The 20,089-nt window shown below is 29.0% G+C and carries 18 protein-coding genes and 1 tRNA gene; 6 read left to right on the forward strand and 13 right to left on the reverse strand.

All coding sequences use genetic code 11. From position 1 onward, the window contains the following. Positions 1-13: 13 nt before the first annotated feature. The 4 genes from pyrG to BLA33_RS01410 all read right to left on the reverse strand — a co-directional run bounded on the left by pyrG (position 14) and on the right by BLA33_RS01410 (position 4,606). The gene (pyrG, locus tag BLA33_RS01395; RefSeq protein WP_029346461.1) at positions 14-1,615 is read right to left on the reverse strand and encodes a glutamine hydrolyzing CTP synthase; all 1,602 of its coding nucleotides are present in this window, start codon (positions 1,613-1,615) and stop codon (positions 14-16) included. A gap of 187 nt (positions 1,616-1,802) precedes the next feature. Next, positions 1,803-2,654, reverse strand: coding sequence for a hypothetical protein (locus BLA33_RS01400; protein WP_075226351.1), 852 nt, complete (start codon positions 2,652-2,654; stop codon positions 1,803-1,805). Between the two features lie 6 nt (positions 2,655-2,660). Next, on the reverse strand, positions 2,661-3,467 hold the full coding sequence (locus BLA33_RS01405) for an ATP-binding cassette domain-containing protein (RefSeq protein ID WP_029346462.1): 807 nt from the start codon (positions 3,465-3,467) through the stop codon (positions 2,661-2,663). Between the two features lie 62 nt (positions 3,468-3,529). Continuing rightward, complete coding sequence (locus tag BLA33_RS01410; protein ID WP_029346463.1) at positions 3,530-4,606, reverse strand: glycosyltransferase family 2 protein; 1,077 nt, start codon at positions 4,604-4,606, stop codon at positions 3,530-3,532. A 205-nt stretch (positions 4,607-4,811) separates the two neighbouring features. Here BLA33_RS01410 and pyrH point away from each other — a divergent pair, with 205 nt between their 5' ends. Together pyrH and BLA33_RS01420 are read left to right on the forward strand one after the other, a co-directional pair. After that, complete coding sequence (gene pyrH / locus BLA33_RS01415; RefSeq protein WP_032985856.1) at positions 4,812-5,501, forward strand: UMP kinase; 690 nt, start codon at positions 4,812-4,814, stop codon at positions 5,499-5,501. Positions 5,502-5,509: 8 nt separating this feature from the next. Continuing rightward, a tRNA-Leu gene (locus BLA33_RS01420) sits at positions 5,510-5,593 on the forward strand. Between the two features lie 265 nt (positions 5,594-5,858). On the opposite strand, the gene BLA33_RS01425 is transcribed toward BLA33_RS01420, so the two are convergent. Genes BLA33_RS01425 through BLA33_RS01450 form a run of 6 tightly spaced genes read right to left on the reverse strand, consistent with a single transcriptional unit; the run spans position 5,859 to position 12,285 of the window. Next, the gene (locus BLA33_RS01425; RefSeq protein ID WP_002557158.1) at positions 5,859-6,233 is read right to left on the reverse strand and encodes a response regulator; all 375 of its coding nucleotides are present in this window, start codon (positions 6,231-6,233) and stop codon (positions 5,859-5,861) included. Positions 6,234-6,273: 40 nt separating this feature from the next. Continuing rightward, entirely contained in the window at positions 6,274-8,046 is a 1,773-nt protein-coding gene (locus tag BLA33_RS01430; RefSeq protein WP_029346464.1) for a BB0569 family chemotaxis protein, read from the reverse strand. 2 nt (positions 8,047-8,048) lie between these two features. Next, entirely contained in the window at positions 8,049-9,206 is a 1,158-nt protein-coding gene (locus BLA33_RS01435; RefSeq protein WP_075226352.1) for a CheB methylesterase domain-containing protein, read from the reverse strand. A gap of 56 nt (positions 9,207-9,262) precedes the next feature. Then, positions 9,263-11,404, reverse strand: a complete 2,142-nt coding sequence (locus BLA33_RS01440) for a chemotaxis protein CheA (RefSeq protein WP_029346465.1) — start codon at positions 11,402-11,404, stop codon at positions 9,263-9,265. A 15-nt stretch (positions 11,405-11,419) separates the two neighbouring features. Then, positions 11,420-11,731 carry an STAS domain-containing protein gene (locus tag BLA33_RS01445; RefSeq protein WP_004790948.1) on the reverse strand — a complete coding sequence of 104 codons (312 nt, stop codon included), beginning with the start codon at positions 11,729-11,731 and terminating at the stop codon, positions 11,420-11,422. 11 nt (positions 11,732-11,742) lie between these two features. Continuing rightward, positions 11,743-12,285, reverse strand: a complete 543-nt coding sequence (locus BLA33_RS01450) for a chemotaxis protein CheW (RefSeq protein ID WP_004790932.1) — start codon at positions 12,283-12,285, stop codon at positions 11,743-11,745. 205 nt (positions 12,286-12,490) lie between these two features. On the opposite strand from BLA33_RS01450, the gene BLA33_RS01455 reads away from it, so the two are divergent. The 3 genes from BLA33_RS01455 (at position 12,491) to BLA33_RS01465 (ending at position 14,368) form a co-directional block, all read left to right on the forward strand. Further along, complete coding sequence (locus tag BLA33_RS01455) at positions 12,491-13,075, forward strand: BAPKO_0422 family outer member beta-barrel protein (protein ID WP_029346466.1); 585 nt, start codon at positions 12,491-12,493, stop codon at positions 13,073-13,075. Between the two features lie 81 nt (positions 13,076-13,156). Beyond that, complete coding sequence (locus tag BLA33_RS01460; protein ID WP_029346467.1) at positions 13,157-13,675, forward strand: DUF3996 domain-containing protein; 519 nt, start codon at positions 13,157-13,159, stop codon at positions 13,673-13,675. Positions 13,676-13,828: 153 nt separating this feature from the next. Further along, positions 13,829-14,368: a DUF3996 domain-containing protein gene (locus BLA33_RS01465; RefSeq protein ID WP_075226353.1), complete on the forward strand. Its 540-nt coding sequence runs from the start codon at positions 13,829-13,831 to the stop codon at positions 14,366-14,368. A gap of 23 nt (positions 14,369-14,391) precedes the next feature. On the opposite strand, the gene gnd is transcribed toward BLA33_RS01465, so the two are convergent. Continuing rightward, entirely contained in the window at positions 14,392-15,786 is a 1,395-nt protein-coding gene (gene gnd / locus BLA33_RS01470) for a decarboxylating NADP(+)-dependent phosphogluconate dehydrogenase (protein ID WP_029346469.1), read from the reverse strand. 112 nt (positions 15,787-15,898) lie between these two features. Between gnd and htpG the strand changes: the two genes are divergently transcribed. Beyond that, positions 15,899-17,749, forward strand: a complete 1,851-nt coding sequence (gene htpG, locus BLA33_RS01475; protein WP_075226354.1) for a molecular chaperone HtpG — start codon at positions 15,899-15,901, stop codon at positions 17,747-17,749. Positions 17,750-17,790: 41 nt separating this feature from the next. On the opposite strand, the gene crr is transcribed toward htpG, so the two are convergent. Beyond that, positions 17,791-18,360 (reverse strand): PTS glucose transporter subunit IIA, encoded by a 570-nt coding sequence (gene crr / locus BLA33_RS01480; RefSeq protein ID WP_004791337.1) that lies wholly within the window; start codon positions 18,358-18,360, stop codon positions 17,791-17,793. Between the two features lie 2 nt (positions 18,361-18,362). Then, positions 18,363-20,084 (reverse strand): phosphoenolpyruvate--protein phosphotransferase, encoded by a 1,722-nt coding sequence (gene ptsP / locus BLA33_RS01485; protein WP_029346470.1) that lies wholly within the window; start codon positions 20,082-20,084, stop codon positions 18,363-18,365. Between the last annotated feature and the right edge of the window lie 5 nt (positions 20,085-20,089).

The following is a 20,089-nucleotide window of genomic DNA, read 5'->3' on the forward strand; positions in this document are numbered from 1 at the left end:
AATAAGCAGAGACTCAAATACAAGCTTTAATTAGCCCTAAAAAAAGCTTAGCTGGATTTTCTATTCTTGTAATAAGTTCTGGATGAAATTGACAGGCTACAAAAAATTTATTTTTAGGAATTTCTATTAATTTTGCTATTTTAAAATCACTTGAAAATCCAGATACTACAAGTCCATTTTTCTCAAATAAATCTATATAATCATTATTAACTTCATATCTATGCCTAAATCTTTCGATTATCCTGTCTTGACCATAAAGATTAAAAGCTATTGTATTCTTTTTAAGAATCACAGGATATCCTCCAAGCCTCATTGTAGCACCTTTATCATTAATTCCCTTTTGCTCGGGAAGCAAATGAATAACAGGGCTTTTTAAAGGTTTGTCTTTTACTAAATTTTCCTCTGTATCAGCATCAAGTATCCCACAAACATTGCGAGCAAATTCTATTACAGCAAGTTGCAAACCAAGACAAATTCCAAGAAAGGGAATGTCATTTTCACGAGCATATTTAATAGCAATAATTTTACCTTCATATCCTTTCCCCCCAAAGCCGCCGGGAACAATAATGCCGTCAAACTCTTTTAAATAACTCTCATTTAAATCATTAGAATCAATTAGAGTGCTTTTAATAAGTAAATCCAAATTGGCTCCAACATGAACCAAAGACTCTCGAATTGACGCATAAGAATCATCAAGTTCAGCATATTTGCCACAAATGGCAATATTAATAATTTTTTTAGGCGCAAAAAAATTAGATTTTATAACTCCTACAAGCTTTGAAAGCTCTTCTATTTTTGGATCAACCTTGATATTCAACTTAGAACTTAAAATCTCATGTACGCCTTGTTTGTAAAAAGATATAGGAATTTCATAAATAGTAGAAACATCAATATTATCAATAATAGAAGTGCTCTCAACATTACAAAACATTGCCACTTTTTTTCTGATTTGATCTGTTAATACTTGAGAGCTTCTAGCAATAATCAGATCGGGGAAAATGCCTGCTTTATTTAAAGTTTTAACACTCTGTTGAGTAGGTTTAGATTTTTGCTCATTAATTCCAGCTGGACTTGGTACATAGGTTAAATGAATAAAAGCAATATTGCTGCTTCCAATCTCATGTCTTATTTGCCTTACTGTCTCAATAAATAAAATATTTTCCATATCTCCTACAGTTCCACCAATTTCAATTATCAGCATCTCGCTATTCTCAGAACTTGCAATCTGAAAAATTGTAGACTTAATCTCATCAGTAACATGAGGAATAAGCTGAACTGTTCTTCCTAAATATTTACCCTTTCGCTCATTTTCAAGTATTTTTTTGTATATCTTGCCCATTGTAATGTTCCAACTAGACTTCGCATTAAGATTTAAAAATCTCTCATAATGACCAAAGTCCATATCAACCTCTCCTCCATCATCAAGCACAAAAACTTCTCCATGCTCAACAGGATTAATAGTCCCGGGGTCAGTATTTAAATATCCATCACATTTGATTGGAGTGACCCTAAAATCATATCTAAACAATCTTGCAATACTTGCCGATGTAACTCCTTTCCCAATTCCAGAGATCACGCCTCCTGTTATTACCAAAATCTTTAAGTTTTTTTTCATGTATACCCCAAAATCAAACCTTTAAATTTCAAACCAATTAAGCTTACGCTTAAAAAGACACACAAATTACATATAAAACATTACTTGCTTACATTAAAACAAACAAAAACATTAAACTAAAATAAAATTATTAATGCTTAGCTACAACTCTATTCCTAAGCCATTGTTCTAAATCTTTTAAACTATTTTAATCATATTTAACAAAACAATATAATGAGCCTTTGGTTAAATAGTAATAATTAAACATTGCCAAAAAAACTAAAAATCCTAAAATGGCAAATAAATTGCTTTTTTTCCTAACACTTCCAAGCTCCACTATCTTAAAATATGAAGCTAAATATAAAAAAAATGCCGAACCATATACTATTTTAAAAAAAAAGTCACCTAAAAATCTATCAAAAGAAAAAATTAAATCCGAAGAACATGGTACATATTTAAAAACTAAATAAAGAAAAGATGTGAAAAAAAATAATAAAACAATATTCCCTAAAAAGAATATTAAAACCTTAATAAAAGGATGCGTTTTAAATGCTATTCTAAAAAACATGAAAATTGGAAAAATAGATAAAAAATTCAAATAACTAAAAAAGAAAAAATCAGAAAGATATCTTAATTCTAAAAAGACAGCATTCTCCCCTCTTACAAAGAATGCATTATCTAGGAATAAAAAAATATTAAGCCCCAAATAATAAAAAAATATTAAAATCAAAGGTAGCGCAAATAGATATTTAATTAAATTGAAAAAATAACGCTCAAAAGTTGAAACGGGTAAAGATAAATAAAGAATATTTCTAAAAGGATCATGAATTACTTTGTAGTAATCACAAATAGCAAACATCGATATAATCAGAGTTAAAACCATAATTTTAGGAACAAAAAATCTTAAAAAATCAGTTGCTGTAAAATTAAAATAAAATCTAACAAGAAAATAAGATATAAATATCATTCCTAAAATTTTGATTATTAATAAAATATAGAATTTTTTATTATAAAAAAAATCAAAATAAAATAAATTTAAAAATCTTTTTAAGCTAAACATCTTTTATTATCTCTCCTTTTTATTTTCAGTAACATATAAAAAGAAAAATTCAATATCAACAACTTCAGCTCCATTGCTACTCTCAAAATAAAGTGCCTTAAACCCATCTTTATTTTTTTCACAATACAATTCATTTCCATTAAGTTCGCTGATAATTTTAATCTTATAATTTTTATTAATATAAGATATTGAATTGGAAAAAAGAATTGACTTCTCCCCAACAATAATTAAATAATCTATAACTCCTGTCAAATCCCTCACATTGTGACCTGTAATAAAAATGACTCTATCATTTAAATTAGAAAGTACATTTCTAAAAGCATTTTTTGAAACAATATCAAGACTATTTGTTGGCTCATCAAACAATAAGAAAGAAACATTTGTAGCTAGAGAAAATGCAATAATACTTTTTTTCTTTTGTCCAAAAGAAGCAGAAGATAGATCAAGGGAAATATCTAGATTAAAATCTAATAAATATTTTTCAAAATCTGCCTTATTAAAATTTGGATAAAATCTAGATAAAGATTTACTGTATTCAGCTAAAGACAATCTAGGAAGTGAAAATTCTTCAGGAATAAAGAATAAATTCATTAAATTCAAGGGATTTCTTGGGAAAGCTGCCAAAGAGTTGAATAAAACCTTCCCCTTTAATGGCTCTAAAAGTCCACTTACAAGTTTAAGCAAAGTTGTTTTTCCAACCCCATTTTTACCAAGAAGCAAATAAGATTGAGGAGTCTCAATGTTTAAATTCAAATCTGAGTAAACTTCTTTTCCCTTATAAGAAAATTTTACATTAGAAACTTCAATAGCCATAAATACTCCTTAATATTAAAGGTCAAAATATAAAAAAAATTAATTACCCCAAAAATATAAATTCAATTCTTTATAAACAACTTATAAATAAATATAGAAAAATTTACATAAAGTCTTGAGCTAAAATTCCAAATTTTTAACATAATTCTAGGTAAAATTTGAATTTCGTTAAATCCAAAATTTTTTACATATTCATAATAATCTTGAAATTCAGATAATCCTTTAATCTCATCAAGAACAGAAATAAGCTTTTCTTTGTAAGCCCTATAAACAAGCTTATCGGGAATATTCCAGCTAATAATATAAATTTGCTTAAAAGAAATAAAATAATAAAATTGTAAGAAAAATCTTTTATACAAATGTTGATATTCATTTAAAACACCTTCTTTTTTTAATAAAGTTTCTATTGTATTAAGAGATAATTTAGCTTTATGCAAAACACTAATAGAAGAGCTCATGCTTCCCATTCTTTGGAAATTAGTATAAAAATAATTGTTTACAAAAGAAACCTTAGAGGCTTTTAAAAAAATTTGCATAACAAAAACCATATCTTCAAATACTACATTTTGCTGACGAATATTATTCTTTAAGATCAATTCTCGTCTAATCAATTTATCCCATAACGTTCCAACAACAAAATTTTTCCTTCCAAAACTCGCATAAACAGTAAAAAGTAAATTTTTAAAAGCCTCCTTACCTGTCAATGGGTAATTGGGAAAAGGAAGAAGAGATTTTCTTTTTACATTTATTGCAAGAAAATAAACATAAAATTGAGAACAAACAATATCAGAATTATCTGCCTTTGCCCTATTATATAAAACTTCAAGCATGGTGCTCTCTACAGAATCATCACTATCCCAATAAATAACATATTCCCCTTGAGCCTCAGAAAGCCCCTTATCTCTAGAAGCAGAAAGTCCCATATTTTTTTGACTAAAAATCTTAATAAAGCTATACTTATTAGCATATTTTTCTGCTATCTCTAAACTACTATCATAAGAGCCATCGTTAATTAATATGATTTCTTTATCTTTTAATGTTTGATTAACAGCGTCCTTTATCATTGCATCAAGAGTTTCAGCCGAATTAAAAAAACAAATAATAACAGAAACTTTATACTTATGCACAATATCCTCCAAAATAAAAACTGCTAAGTAAAACCGAAGCTAAAGCTAAAACACTTAACAACAAATTCTTTTAATTTTTTGCATAACAATTAAATTGTAATATATAATTAACAAGTTTGTATTGTTTTAAACTTATTTTTAATGAAAAGTTTAGCAGAAATTGCTATATTATTAAAAGTAAAAATTTAAAAAACATTAGCCTAAATAAGGAGCTTGAATGCTTGAAATAATAAGTCTTGGAGGAGGAGTAATAAATTCAAATCAAATCAACATAGAATTCATTAAAAATTTCAAAAACTTTGTTTTTAAATGGTTACTAGAAAATGAAAAAAGAAAAATCATTTTAATAGTTGGTGGAGGAAAAGTTGCAAGAGAATACCAAGACGCCTATAAAAAAATCAACCCTGATTTTAAAGTTCGTGAGCTTGATGAGATTGGGATAATGTCAACAAGATTAAATGCAGAATTTCTCTGCAAAGTAATGAATCCTCTCTGTAAAGACAAAATTGTTACCAATCCTTTAAAAAATTTTTCTTTTAAGGGGAAAATATTAATTGCTTCCGGCTGGAAATCGGGATTTTCAACGGATTACATTGCCGTAAAATTTGCAGAAAAATTTAATAAAAAAGATGTCATAAATATAACAAACGTAAATCAAGTTTATGATAAAGATCCAAAAAAATTTAAAAATGCAACAGCTTTTAAAAAATTAAATTGGAAACAATTACAAAACATTGTAGGACAAAAGTGGAATCCGGGCTTAAATTTACCTTTTGACCCAATAGCAACAAAACTCTCTTCAAAACTTGGACTTACTCTTTACATAGTAAACGGAAATAATATTGAAAACTTAGAAAAAGTTTTCAACAAAAATAATGATTTTTTTGGTACTGTTATAGTAAAATAAAAGTTAATGCCGGTATGGCGGAATTGGTAGACGCGTCAGACTCAAAATCTGATGAAGGCAACTTCGTGTCGGTTCGACTCCGACTACCGGTATTCTAATTACTTTTTTAGAAATTTCAAAATTACCGAATGTTACTATGTAATAATTGCTTCTTTTAAACAAAATTTAATTTCATAAACTATTTATATACTAATAAAAATTTATACTATCCTTTATAGTCAATAAAATTTAACATTATTACAATAGAGATAAAACATCCTCTTTAATATGCTATCTTTATTCTAAAACAACATATTGAAAATCATTTTAATTTATAATAAAACTTTAAAGTCTACAAATTAATTGAAAAATAAAAACTTAAAATATCTTTGAGATTGTTTTCATTAAAGCTTCAGGATTAAAGGGTTTAACAAGCCAACCAGTAGCACCTGCTTTACGTCCCTCATCAACCTTAGATTGCTCAGATTCAGTAGTAAGAACCAGTATAGGAACAAAGCTTCCAAACTCTCTTATCTGCTTAATAACACCAATTCCGTCTAAATTAGGCATGTTGATATCTGTAATGACAAGATCAAAATCTTTATCTCCTTGCCCAACTGCTTCTTTAAACTTTAAAACTCCTTCTAGACCATCCTTTGCTTCTGAGACTCCAAAACCGTTTTGTTCTAAAATATAAGCAACGCTTTGCCTTATTGCCCTATTATCATCAATAACCAAAATTCTTTTTTTCATCTAAGTTTCTCCTAAAACCCTCCCAAAAAGTATATAAAAATTAAAATAAAATTACACTACCTTCATCAAAGGAATGAACATCCTTAGCTTCCTCTATCAAAGATAATAGGTATTTTTTATGAACAAATAAAGTAAATCGATTAGCAATTCTATTGACAAATTCTTTATCTTCAATTTCAACAGATTGAATTCCAGCTTTGGATAATTCTAAATTAAGACTAAAATTTATTTTGTTTTCCATATTACTTAAAAAGTTTTCTATATCTAAAAGAGAATTTTTTAAATTTCTAACATTGTAGACTTCTAATTTCATTTCTTCAAATATTTCCATAAATTCAATTGAAAAAACTTCATAAGACAAAATATTATCAATGGCTATGTTCTTAATATCAAGAATATCATTCTTAATTTCTATAAATAATTTTTTAAATTTATTAAAATAATTTTTTTCAAGATAAAATCTATTGTCATAATCTTTAACAACTTTTTCAAGAAAAAAGATTATTTGATCTAGAAATTCTATTCCCTTAGTAATATTAGAATCAATCTCTTTAATAATTTTTGACATTTCTGAAATATTACCCTCCATAGCTTTAAGTTCTGATCTTTTGACAACTTCTATCTTTGACGCTATATTAATATTTTGAAACCTGGCAGAAATAGCTGCAATATTTGAAAACATTAGCTCTAATGATTTTATAAGCTTAACCTGTTCATAATATAAATTCAAAAAATTAGAATTATTTTTCTCAACATCATCAATTCTTCTAAGCAAATCAGACAAAATGCTAGAAAATTGTTCTATTATTTTAGGAATATCTATGTATAAGGAATTATCAGACCTTAAATCGTTAATAGTTTGAATCGAACCAAGAGAAGCATCAATAAATTTCTCAAAAATAGTATAATTTTTTTCAAGCTTTTCAAGAACATCTTTTACTATAACTTTTGATGTATCAGTAAAAACTGATAAAATTTTTAATTTTTGAATCTCGCTTATATCTCTAAATTTAAAAACATCAATATTAGAATACATAATATTTAAATGTTGTAAAGATTGAGTTAGTCTGTCTTGAAACTGAAGATAAGAAATAGAATTTACAAGTTTAAACTTAAATTCTAATAAAACTTTTAAAATATCATCATAAAGAGCAATAACACTTCCTATTCCATCTGAAAAGGCATCTATTTTTTTCATTAAATTATCTCTAAATTCTTCAAGAATTTTATTTTCAGCTGTATTACTTTCATATACTTGATTTTTAGCCCTATCTAAACCAATTTTAACTTCTCGCCCCTTACTGGTAAGTTGATCTGCCTGTTTAATCATAGATTGGGTTAAAACCTTGATTTCACTAGTAATATAAGAAAAGGCTCCCCCAGCCTTACCAGCCCTCATGGCAACTGTTAATGTATTAATAGACATTATTTCCATATCAAGGGAGCTTTTTTTCATTTTTTCAATCACATCTTCAAGTATTTCTATGTCTTTAACCTTACTCCTTATTACACTAAATTGAGATTCAAGAGAAGTTGTTGACGAATTGAAGTAAGCAACAAAATCATCTAATGCTCCTATAATCTTAGCTATGAAATTATTCAAAGAAGCATCATTATCAAGATCAAGATTAGAAATCAAGTCAATACTAAAAGATAAATCCTTAGAATCTTTAGAAATTTTTTCTATTAATTTAGGAATTGATTTGCTTAAATTTGAATAAATATGCCTTGCACTCTCATCGAAAGCTTCAAGTTTATAAAATAAAGTTGCCAAATAATCATTAGCAAAAAAGTCATTATTGTCATTATCCATTACTAAGATCTCCTCAGAACATGATCAGCTATTTTACTTAAAGGAAGGATTTTATCTACAGCTCCTATTTTTATAGCTTCCATTGGCATACCAAAAACAACAGACGTTTCTTGATCTTGGGCAATAGTATAAGCGCCATTTTTTTTCATTTCAAGCATACAAATAGCACCGTCATCTCCCATACCTGTAAGGATAACACCAATAGCATTAGAGCCTGCATACATTGCAGCAGACCTAAAAAGTACATTTACAGAAGGCTTATGCCTACTAACAAGGGGCCCATCTAATAAGTTTACAAAATAATTTCCACTACCATATTTTACAATCAAATGATAACTTCCATTAGCAATTATTACAAGACCTGGACGAAGAATGTCTCCATCCTCAGCTTCTTTAATATCAATATTAAACTCATTGTTTAAGCTTCTTGCAAAAGACTTTGTAAATCCCCCCGGCATATGTTGAACAATAATAATTGGGGGAGAATCTTTTTTAAAAGAGCTTAAAAAAATTCTTAAAGCCTCTGTACCACCAGTTGAAGAACCAACAACGATAATTTTACCAGTTTTATGCTTATTGAGAAGGCCTTGATATTTAATAATAACATCCGGATCATTTTTGGGAGCAAAATTAATAACATCAGAAACTCTATAGCTTTTCCTTATACTTGAATCATCTAAGCTGTTTTCTCTCAATTCTACTTTAGAATGACTGGAAAAATCGGGTGCAGAAATCCTTTTAACTTCATAAGAAGATATTAATTTATTTTTAACTAGATTTCTCAATTCAAGCTTTATTAAAGCTAAATACTTGCTACGAAATAAATCAACTGTAAGCTTAAAGTTAAGTTTATTTATTATTAATTTAACCTTTTCTTTACTTTGCTCAAGACATCCAAAATTTGGAAACATTTCATTTTGTGCAATAAATACAACAGGAAGAGATATATTATTAAGAACATTATTCAAAGAATTCCCAAAATTAGATCTCGCCGTATTCTCGTCAATAATAACTAAATCTGGAAATTTTTGCAAAAACACATTAATAAGGTTTAAAGAATTAAAGCCAGCATTTAATATCTCAACATCATTATCTTTAGAAAAAGCTCTAATAAAAACCTGCTTTATAAGACCTTGAATATCAATTACTAATATCTTCATTATTATATTTTAATATTTTTAACCTTTAAAACCAAAAATCTGTATTTTCGTTTTTTTTATCTTATAAGCTTAGTTATTGCATCTATGTCAACAACCAAAGCCAAACTTCCATCACCAAGTATAGTGGCTCCAGAAACCCCTTCCACTCGAGAATAAATTTTACCCAAAGCTTTTATAACGGTTTGATGTTGCCCTAAAACTTCGTCAACCACAATACCCATTTTCCCGCTATTTGTATTCACAACAACAACTTGCTCACTAATGCTCTTCTCGCTAGAAACCTGAAAAAACTCTCTAAGCCGAATAAAACTAATCATACTACCCCTATAATTCATTACATTGCTTTTAGTCTCAACCCCATCCATTTGAGAAATTAAATTATTAGATTCTAAACAAGACTCAACATTAGAAAGGGGAACAATAAAGTGCTCATCTTTTACCCTGACAAGCCAACCCTCAATAATAGCCAAGGTCAATGGAAAAATTAATTTAGTTCTAGTATATTTGCCAAGCTCGCTTTCAAGTACAACATGTCCTCTTAAAGATTCAACCTGCTTCTTAACAACATCCATACCAATCCCACGACCTGATATATCAGTAACGGAACTTGCGGTTGAAAATCCAGGCTCAAAAATCAAATTATAAATATCAATATTGGATAAAGTTTTGGCAGCTGAGTCAGAAATTATATTGCGCTCTATGGCCTTTTTAAGTATTTTATTCTTATCAAGACCTCTTCCATCATCCTCAATAATAACAATAACAGAATCCCCAGCTTGACAAGCTGAAAGCTTAATAATTCCTTTAGGATCTTTGCCTAACCTTTCTCTCTCTTCAGGCGATTCAATTCCATGATCTATTGAGTTTCGAATTAAATGAACCAAAGGTTCATTAAGCTTTTCAATAATACTTTTATCAAGAACAGTATCGCCCCCAGAAGCATGATAAAGAATTGACTTACCAAGACTAGTAGATAAATCTTTTACTATCCTTTGAAATTTTACAAACAAAATCTCAATAGGAACTGTTCTAAGCCCTGTTGTATAATCCCTAAGCTCATTAATCAGTAAAGAAAATTCTGCTGATATTGAATTTAAAATATTACTATTTCTGTTTTCGGCCTCTTTTGAAAGCTTTGACTGTATTGTAACAAGCTCTCCAACAAGATTTACCAAATGGTCAAGCTTTTTAGAATCTACTTTAATACTAGCAATATTAACCTTGCTTCTAGCAGTATCATCTTGAACATTGGATCTGTTTTTGTCTCCATTTGAAAAAGATTTTCCAATAAATGCCGATTTTTTAAATGCAGAATTAGCAGAATCTTTGATACTTCTATCCAAGCTCGATAAATTAAAATTTTTAAGTCCTAAATTATCGCCTTTATCTGTCTCTAAACATTTATCTAATTCTTGAATATCAATTTTCGATTGAGAATCTAAAAATATAAAAATATCTGCAATACTCTCTCTGTTCTCTTCTGTATCTAACCTTATCTCCCAATCAACATAAACATTGTCAGGAGAAATAAGCTCTAAATCTGGAATGTTATCTACTTTGGCTCTAACATGGCCACTTCCCAAATCAATTAACTTGTTCAATAGATTTATAGGCTTGTGCCCATGAAACAAAATACCCTTAGCAGGAGAAAAAAGAATTTTATAACTCTTAAATTCAGATCGTAAAGCCTCATCATCAAATTTATTGTCTGAATTTACTTTCAAACACTCTTCTAAAACAGAACTATTGTCGGGTTTTGAAAAATCATTTTCTAAAGCTTCTTGAAAAGCCTCTTTAACATTAGGGGCCTCAAGAACTCTTTTAATTTCATCTACCAAAAACTGTTTACGCTTATCAAAGTCAATCTCAGAAATTTCTTCATCACCTTCAATAAGCTCCCTAATAAAATCAACTGACATTAAGGTAGCATCAATAGCGGCTTGATTAAAAGCAGCCCGACCATCTTTTATAACATCAAGAACCGTTTCTATTTCATGGACAAGCGATGCTGTAAAATTAAAACCAAACATACCAGAACTTCCCTTTATGGTATGTAAATTTCTAAAAATAGAATTAATAATCTCTTGATCTGAACCTGCCTCAAGATTAAGAAGTGCTTGCTCAATATCTGAAATATTTTCTATTGATTCTTCCTTAAAGGAATTCTTAAATTTATCAATCACATCACTACTATCCATAAGCTTTCCTTAAATTTAAAATCCAACCAAATTAGCTCCCAAATCAAAGCTATCAACATCTTCAATATCTATTAAAAACCCGCCATATATTAATGAACTTAAAACTTCATCGGATGGATACTCAATTTTTACAAATAAATTTTTATTCTTAGCATATTTATTAGATGCATACAAAATTTGTATAAAAGTAATATCTATTTTTTCAACATTCGAAAGATCAATAGTAAGAGTATCCCCTTCTTTCATTTTTTTAAAAATATGCAACAAATCTTCTTTTACCTTAAAAATACTATTTACTACAAGCTCTCCTTCAGGCCTATAAATCATGACTAAAACTCCTATTGCTGCTGATGCTCGGGATCATATATTGTTGTATTTCTAAATCTAGAAAGCTCTCTAACGTCAAATAAATTTTCTACATCTAAAATAATAATAAACTTATTATTACTCTTGCCAATTCCTGAAATAAACTTTGAATTAAATCCTGATCCAATCTTAGGAGCGTCATCAATACTAAATGGATCTAATTCAAGAACTTCATTGACATAATCTACTAAAATTCCAAGATTAAATTCATCTCCCTCGTAAACTAAAGTCAATATAATAATATTTGAAATATTAACTCCCTTATTTCTCTTTTTCTCATCCTCATCAACAACACGATCACCCATTCCAAATTGCTTTCGAATATCAATTATTGGAACGATCTTGCCTCTATTATTTATTATTCCTGCCATGTAACTGGGAGTTCTTGGGATTTTTGATATCTTCGTATATTCCAAAACCTCAACAACATATTTAATCTCAATAGCATAAAGCTCGTCCAAACTAAATAAAAGATACTGACTTAAAGAATCTTGCATATCTGAATCCATGCCCATAAACGCCCCTTTAAATACAATTAAAATCTCAAATAGAATATTAATATCAAGATTAATATTACTTCATATATTAATAAATACAAATTAAAAGTTAATAAAATTTAATTTCTAATAAACAATAAAAGACATAATTTAGCAGAATTCTATCTTATAATTTAGATATAAAGTTGTAGTTTAATTTATATTTCGCATAAAAAAGTTAACAATGCAAAGTAAAAACAAAATAATCAAATTATTAATAATAATTATATTATTATTCAATGTTGAGAATATTTTCACAAACGAAAAATCTAAAAACAGCTCAACTAGTTCAAAAGTTGACAGCTTACAAACAAAAACTAAAATAAAATTTGGCTTTATTCTGCCTTATCCTACTGCAATAGAATTTAGCATCAATAACTTTAATATTGGAATAGGAGTAACAATACTAAGCGTCTCAGAATTTTTTCCAAAATCACCAGTAGCATTGCTATTTAAAACATATTTTGACTATATGTTCTTAAATTTAAGAATTAAAAATTCAAATTTTATCTTTTTTCTAGGATCTGGCCTATTTTTTGAAATAGGCAAAATTACAAACTCAAATTTAACAAATGTTTTTTCTGGGATTACCTATAAAATCGGAATGGGTTTGCCCTTAGGAATAACATATGAAGCTTATTATGACGTTATTGAAATTATAATAAAAACAACACCATCAATTTTTATTGGCCAATTACCTAACGGAAATTTAATGTTCCCAATAAAAGGAAATTTCTCTATCGGAATAAAATGCTCTTTTAAGATATAGTTTCCACTCTTTAGATAAAAAAAATTATTGAACTAAAATTATTTAAAGGCCAAAATATTGCGCTTAGGAGATGACAAAACAATGAGAACAAAAATAATTATTGTGTTAATTATTATTTTATTAGCCCCAAGCTTAGGATTTGCTAATTCAAAAGCATCTGCAAGGGGTAAATTTGGAGCAGGAATTATCCTCCCACTACCAATTGCTTTACATATTAATATGGGGAACTTTGATCTTGACATTGGTCTTTACAGTGGAGTAAATAATTTATTTTCAGATTGGAAAACACTGTTTATCGCATTGGACTATATTTTCTACATATATACATTCCCAGGAGCTGCTAATATTTTGGATTTTTCAGTTGGAGCTGGGGGGTATGGAACAATATGGTTTTCAAGATTTGGCGGCAGTAAATCGGGCTCTGGACCAATGAGCATTGGAGCAAGATTGCCTTTGGCTTTCAATCTTGCAGTATTTAGAAAAAAATTTGACATATTTTTACGAATAGCACCGGGGCTTGGAATGAACATTTGGAGCGCTGGCATTGGATTTAGATGGGAAGTATTCGCAGGATTGGGACTAAGATTCTGGTTTACTTAATAATACAATTATTCTTTTTAAAAGAATAATTGTTAAAAAATCAAATCATTCCAAAAAACTTAAACACAAAATTTAAATATCCAAAGAATTATTTTTATTGTTTTAAAATTCAAAAATAAAATATAATAATAAGATAAAATTTGGGAGACAATGTTGAAAAAAATCTTCATATTACTCATTATGATTGCAAATATATCTATAAATAGTTTTGCAAAAGATTCGTATTTAAATAGAGGTATTGGCTTTGGAGCAAGCATTGGAAATCCAATTATTAACTTAATAATGTCATTTCCTTTCATTGACTTTGAAATAGGCTATGGTGGTAGCAATGGAATAAATTTATCGGGCCTTAAGCTTGAATCAAAACTTTATGATTTTAATTTATTAGCAATAGCAGCACTTGATTTCATTTTTACAATACCTTTGATAAAAAAATTAAATTTAGGAGTTGGAATAGGAGGAAATCTAAGTCTATCGTCTCACACATCTAAATTAATAAACATAGAATTAGGATTTGGAATAAGAATTCCACTGGTTATTTTTTACGACATTACAGAAAATTTAGAAATAGGCATAAAGATAGCACCTTCAATAGAATTCATCTCAAATACAAGATCCCTTGCACACCACAGAACCTATTCAGGCATAAAACCAAACCTTGCTGGGGGAATATCCGCTAAGTACTATATCTAAATCCACATAGTGATTCATTAAATTTATTGCCAAGTACTATGAAAAAATTCACCTCGTTTTGAGTCTAATCTTTCAAAAGAATGGGCACCAAAAAAGTCTCTTTGCGCTTGAATTAGATTAGAAGGCAAATAATTAGTGGAATAAGAATCTAAAAATGAAAGACTGGCATAAAATGCCGGTAAAGGAATCCCAATTTCACTAGCCTTTGAAACTATTCTTCTCAAAGATTTGTGATTATTTTTTAATAAATCCAAAAAATAATCATCAAAAAGCAAATTAATAAGATGAGGATTTTTATCATAAGCTAATTTAATTTTGTCTAAAAAACTGCTACGAATAATACAACCTTCTCTCCAAACCAAAGAAATTTTACCCAAATTTAAATCCCAACTATAATTTACAGATGCGGTCTTAAGCATCATAAAACCTTGGGCATAAGCTACTATTTTTGAAACTAAAAGAGCATAATAAAGATCTAAAATCCAATCGCTAAGCTCAAACTCAAAAGAAGTGGTATCCATCTTAAGCAAATCACTAGCAATAATTCTTTCGTGTTTTAGCCCCGACATAAATCTTGAAAAAACAGATTCAAGAATTAAATTTACAGGCATACCAGATTCAAGAGCATCAATAGATGTCCAAACACCAGTACCTTTTTGATTTGCAACATCTAAAATCTTATCAACTAAATATTCATTATTTTCTTTATACCTAAGAATCTTAGAAGTTATTTCTAGCAAATACCCTGAAAGATCGCCTTCATTCCATTTTTCAAAAACTTCAGAAATTTTTGAATTATCTAAATTGAAAGCTTTTTTCATGAAGAAATAAACCTCGCTAATAAGCTGCATATCAGCGTATTCAACCCCATTATGTATCATTTTAACATAGTGTCCAGAACCATTCTCTCCAATATAAGTCGAGCAAATATCGTTGCTTTTGGTTTTAGCTGCAATTTTATTTAACATAGGCTCAAGAATTTCATAAGCTGATTTACTGCCTCCATACATTAGCGCAGGACCAAATCTTGCGCCCCTCTCTCCTCCAGAAATTCCAAGCCCTACAAAATAAATGTCCTTGGCAAACAATTCTTTTTCTATTCTCATTGTATTCTTATAATGAGAATTCCCACCATCAATAATTATGTCCGATTTATTCAAAAGGGGTAAAATTTGTTCAACAACCTTTTCTACAGCTAGACTTGTCACCATTAAAATAATTTTTCTTGGGGATTTTAAGCTTTTAACAAAAGATTCAACATCTTTAAAGCCATTTATCTTTTTATGAGAATTTTGTTTAACAAAAATTTCAGTTTTTTCACTATCTCTATTGTAAACAGAAACATTAAAACCGTTATCAGCAATATTTAGAGCTAAATTGCCGCCCATAACACCAAGACCATAAATTCCTACATCCATTGCATTCTCCTTGATTCTAATTTTCTATTTTAAACAAATTGCTTTATTTATTATTTTTAGATTATGTTATATTATAAAAAAAGTAAAGATTAAATTGAAAAGGAAAATTTACATGAAAAAACAATTTGATACAGAAGTAAATGATTTGCTCTATTTAATCATTCACTCTCTTTACTCCCATAAGGAAATATTCTTAAGAGAATTGATATCAAATGCATCTGATGCCATTGATAAACTCAAGTTTTTAAGCTTGACAAATGAAAAATTCAAAAACATCGCCCTAGAACCAAAAATAGAAATAACATTTGATGATAAAAGTATCCTAATTAAGGATAATGGAATCGGAATGAATGAACAAGATTTAACTAATCATCTTGGTGTAATTGCAAAATCAGGAACTAAAGAATTCATTAACAATTTAAAACAAGATGAAAAAAAATCTGCAAGTCTAATTGGCCAATTTGGAGTTGGATTTTACAGTGCATTCATAGTATCAGAAAAAGTAGAAGTTACATCAAAAAAAGCACTAGAAAGCGATGCTTATATTTGGTCCAGTGATGGTAAAACAGGATATGAAATAGAAAAAGCAAAAAAAGAAGAGCCAGGCACAGAAATAAAGCTTTATCTCAATAAAGAAGGGCTTGAATATGCCAATAAATGGAAAATTCAAGAAATTATTAAAAAATATTCCAATCACATAAATTATCCCATTTATATAAAATACAGTGAACCTATAATGAAGGACGGGAAACAAGAGGGAATAGAAGAAAAAGAAGAAAAATTAAATGAAACCACTGCTCTTTGGACAAAAAATAAAAGCGAAATTAAAGCAGAAGAATACAATGAATTTTATAAAAATACAACCTTTGATTATGAAAATCCATTGATGCATATTCATACAAAAGCTGAAGGAAATTTAGAATATACTAATTTATTTTATATCCCAAGTAAAGCTCCTTATGATTTATATTATCCAAATACCAAACCTGGAGTAAAGCTATTTATAAATAGGATCTTTATTACAGACTCTGAAGGTAGTTTGCTTCCAAACTATCTAAGGTTTATAAAAGGAATTATAGACTGCCAAGATTTACCGCTCAATGTAAGTAGGGAAATTTTACAACAAAATAAAATTTTGTCTAAAATAAAATCATCTTCTGTAAAAAAAATACTAAGCGAACTTGAAAAGCTAAGCAAAAAAAATCCTGAAAAATTTTCAGAGTTTTCTAAAGAATTTGGGAGATGTATTAAAGAAGGTGTTTATTCTGACTTTGAAAACAGAGAAAAGCTTATCTCATTAATAAGATTTAAATCTTCAAGCGTAGATGGATTTGTTTCTTTTAAAGAGTATAAAGAAAGAATGAACGAAAGCCAAAAAAGCATTTACTATATAACAGGTGGTAAAGAAAATATATTAAAAGAAAATCCAATAGTAAACGCTTATAAAGAAAAAGGATTTGAAATCCTAATCATGGACGATGAACTTGATGAGGCTATTTTAAATCTAATTCCAGAATACGAAGGATTAAAACTAAAAGCAATAAACAAAAATGAAACTAGCAATGAATTAAAAGATGAAAATTTCAAAAAAATTGAAGAAGAGTTCAAAGATATACTTACAAAAGTAAAAGAAATCCTTAAAGACCACATAAAAGAAGTTAATCTTTCGGCAACATTGATAAAAGAACCTTCGGCAATAATAGTTGACAGCAATGATCCAACTTACCAAATGCAAAAAATCATGCTATCAATGGGACAAGAAGTAAAAGAAATTAAACCAATACTTGAACTAAACCCTAATAATAGAATAGTCCAAAATTTAAAAAATTTAGAGTCTGAAAAATTAGAAAAAATAAGCATTCTCCTATTTGAGGAGGCTCTGCTAACTTCAGGAATGCCTAGCAAAAATCCAGGAAAATTCATAAACATAATAAACGAATTTCTAGAAAAAGGGTTGTTATGATTTTAAAAAAAAGAGAGAGTTTTAAACTCTCTCTTTTTTTATTACTTTCTAACTCGCAATACTAAATCTTTACCTGCTGTAACAGGCTTTGTTTGAGATATTTTATGTCTAATTTCTTCTGTTAACACAGTTGACGACGACAAAATATATTCGGACTCATTTTCAAGCCTTCCAAAAGAATATTCTATGCTTGAAACTTCATCAGAATTTGCAATAACAACTGGAGTAATAACGGATTCTGAATGCTCTTTTAAATATTCAAGATCAAGTCTAATAATAACTTCACCTTGTTTAACATTAATGCCCTCCTCGGCAACTCTTGTAAAACCCTTGCCATTTAAATTAAGAGTATTAATTCCAAAATGAACAAAAATTTCAACACCCTCTTTGGTTTCAAGGCTAAAGGCATGATTAGTTTTAAAAATTTTACCTATTTTCCCATCACAAGGCGCTAGCAACTCATTACTTGTTGGAAGAATTGCAATTCCATCACCCACTATTTTTTCAGCAAACGCTTCATCGGGAACCTTATCAATTGACATAACTTTTCCACTAATCGGCGCAATCAAATCCAATGTAGCGGTTTTTTTAAAAAAATCTAAAAAACCCATAACTAATCTCCTATAAATTTATCAAAATAACTTAAAGTCTCTTGCTCAGAATCGCTATTTAAAACCTTATTTGCCAATTCTTCTAATTCCACTATTGTATACTTTTTAAGCAAATATTTAATTCTAAGTGTAGCACTAGGAATCATGCTTAAAGACCTAAATCCAAGACCTACAAGAAGTAATGCTCCAGCGTCATCTCCCCCAAGCTCGCCACAAACAGACACATCAATTCCAGAACTAATTCCATCATCAAGAACCTTTTTGATTAATTTCAACACAGCAGGATTATACTTGTCATATAAATTTGATATTTTTTGATTGCCACGATCAACAGCTAAAACATATTGGGTTAAATCATTAGTCCCTATGCTAAAAAATTTCAATTTATTGGCAAGTTTAGAGGAAATTAAAGCCGCAGAAGGAACTTCTATCATACAGCCCACTTCCAAGTTTTCATCAAAAGGCAAACCTCTAGACTTTAAGCTAATTTTTGCATTATTCACAAAATATTCGATCGTTTCAATCTCTTCATATCTAGTAAGCATAGGCACCATTACCCTTATTTTCCCATAATGACTGGCCCTGAAAATAGCATTAAACTGTGCTTGGATCAATTCCTCATATTCCTTATACATCCTAAGTGCTCTAAAGCCTAAAAAGGGATTCTCCTCTTTCTCAAAATTAAGATAGGGAATTTCCTTATCTCCACCAACATCAAGAGTACGAATCGTAACAATCCCCTTTTTTTCCATTGTATCTACAACTCTCTTATAAGTTTCAAACTGCTCATCTTCTGTTGGGGGTTGTAAAGATTTCATATATAAGAATTCTGTTCTAAAAAGACCTATTCCCTCAACACCATATTTATTAACATAGGCAATATCAACAGGTGTTCCAATATTTGCCTTTAAAAATACTTTTACACCATCTTTTGTTTCAGCATCTTTATCTTTTAAAGAAAAAAGCTCTTTTTCCATCTCTACTTGGCGCAAAATCTTACCCCTATAAAGATCAAGCTCATCAGAAGAAGGATTTTTAATAACAATAGAAGATATTGCATCAATGACTATTTTATCACCATCCTTTAACGCATCAATATCTAACAAAGTCATAACAAGCGCTGGAAGCCCCATTGTTCTTGCCAAAATAGCAGCATGAGAAGTTTCTCCTCCAACTGCAGTTAAAAACCCTTTAACATAATTTAAGTCAAATTGCATGGTATCAGATGGAGTTAATTCTTCGGTAACAAGAATAATATCTTTATTAATTTCAGAAAAATCGGTTACTTGACCCAAAATGATAGAAATTAATCTATTCCTAATATCCTTATAATCAGACGCCCTTTCTTTTAAATAAGGATCTTTATAGTCTTCCACGCTTTTAACCAAATTTTCAAACGCTAAATAAATAGAATAAGCAGCGCTATAATTTTCCTTTGTAATAAGCTCAATAACAAGCTCGGAAAGTTCATCGTCTTCAACGATCAAAACTTGACCTTCAAAAATACCTTTCTTGTCATCTCCAAATTGAAGCACAGCTTTTCTATCAAGGTCTTTAAGCGCTTCAATTGCTTTTAACTTAGCTTTATTGAATTTCGATATCTCGCTATCAACTTGAGAAAATTCGATTTTTTCCTTACTTACAATTTTATCAAAATTTTTCCTAATACAAAGAACTTCTCCAATGCCTATTCCTCTGGATATTCTTTTGCCCGATAAAGTCATAACTT

Source organism: Borreliella garinii (assembly GCF_001922545.1).
Classification (GTDB): domain Bacteria; phylum Spirochaetota; class Spirochaetia; order Borreliales; family Borreliaceae; genus Borreliella; species Borreliella garinii.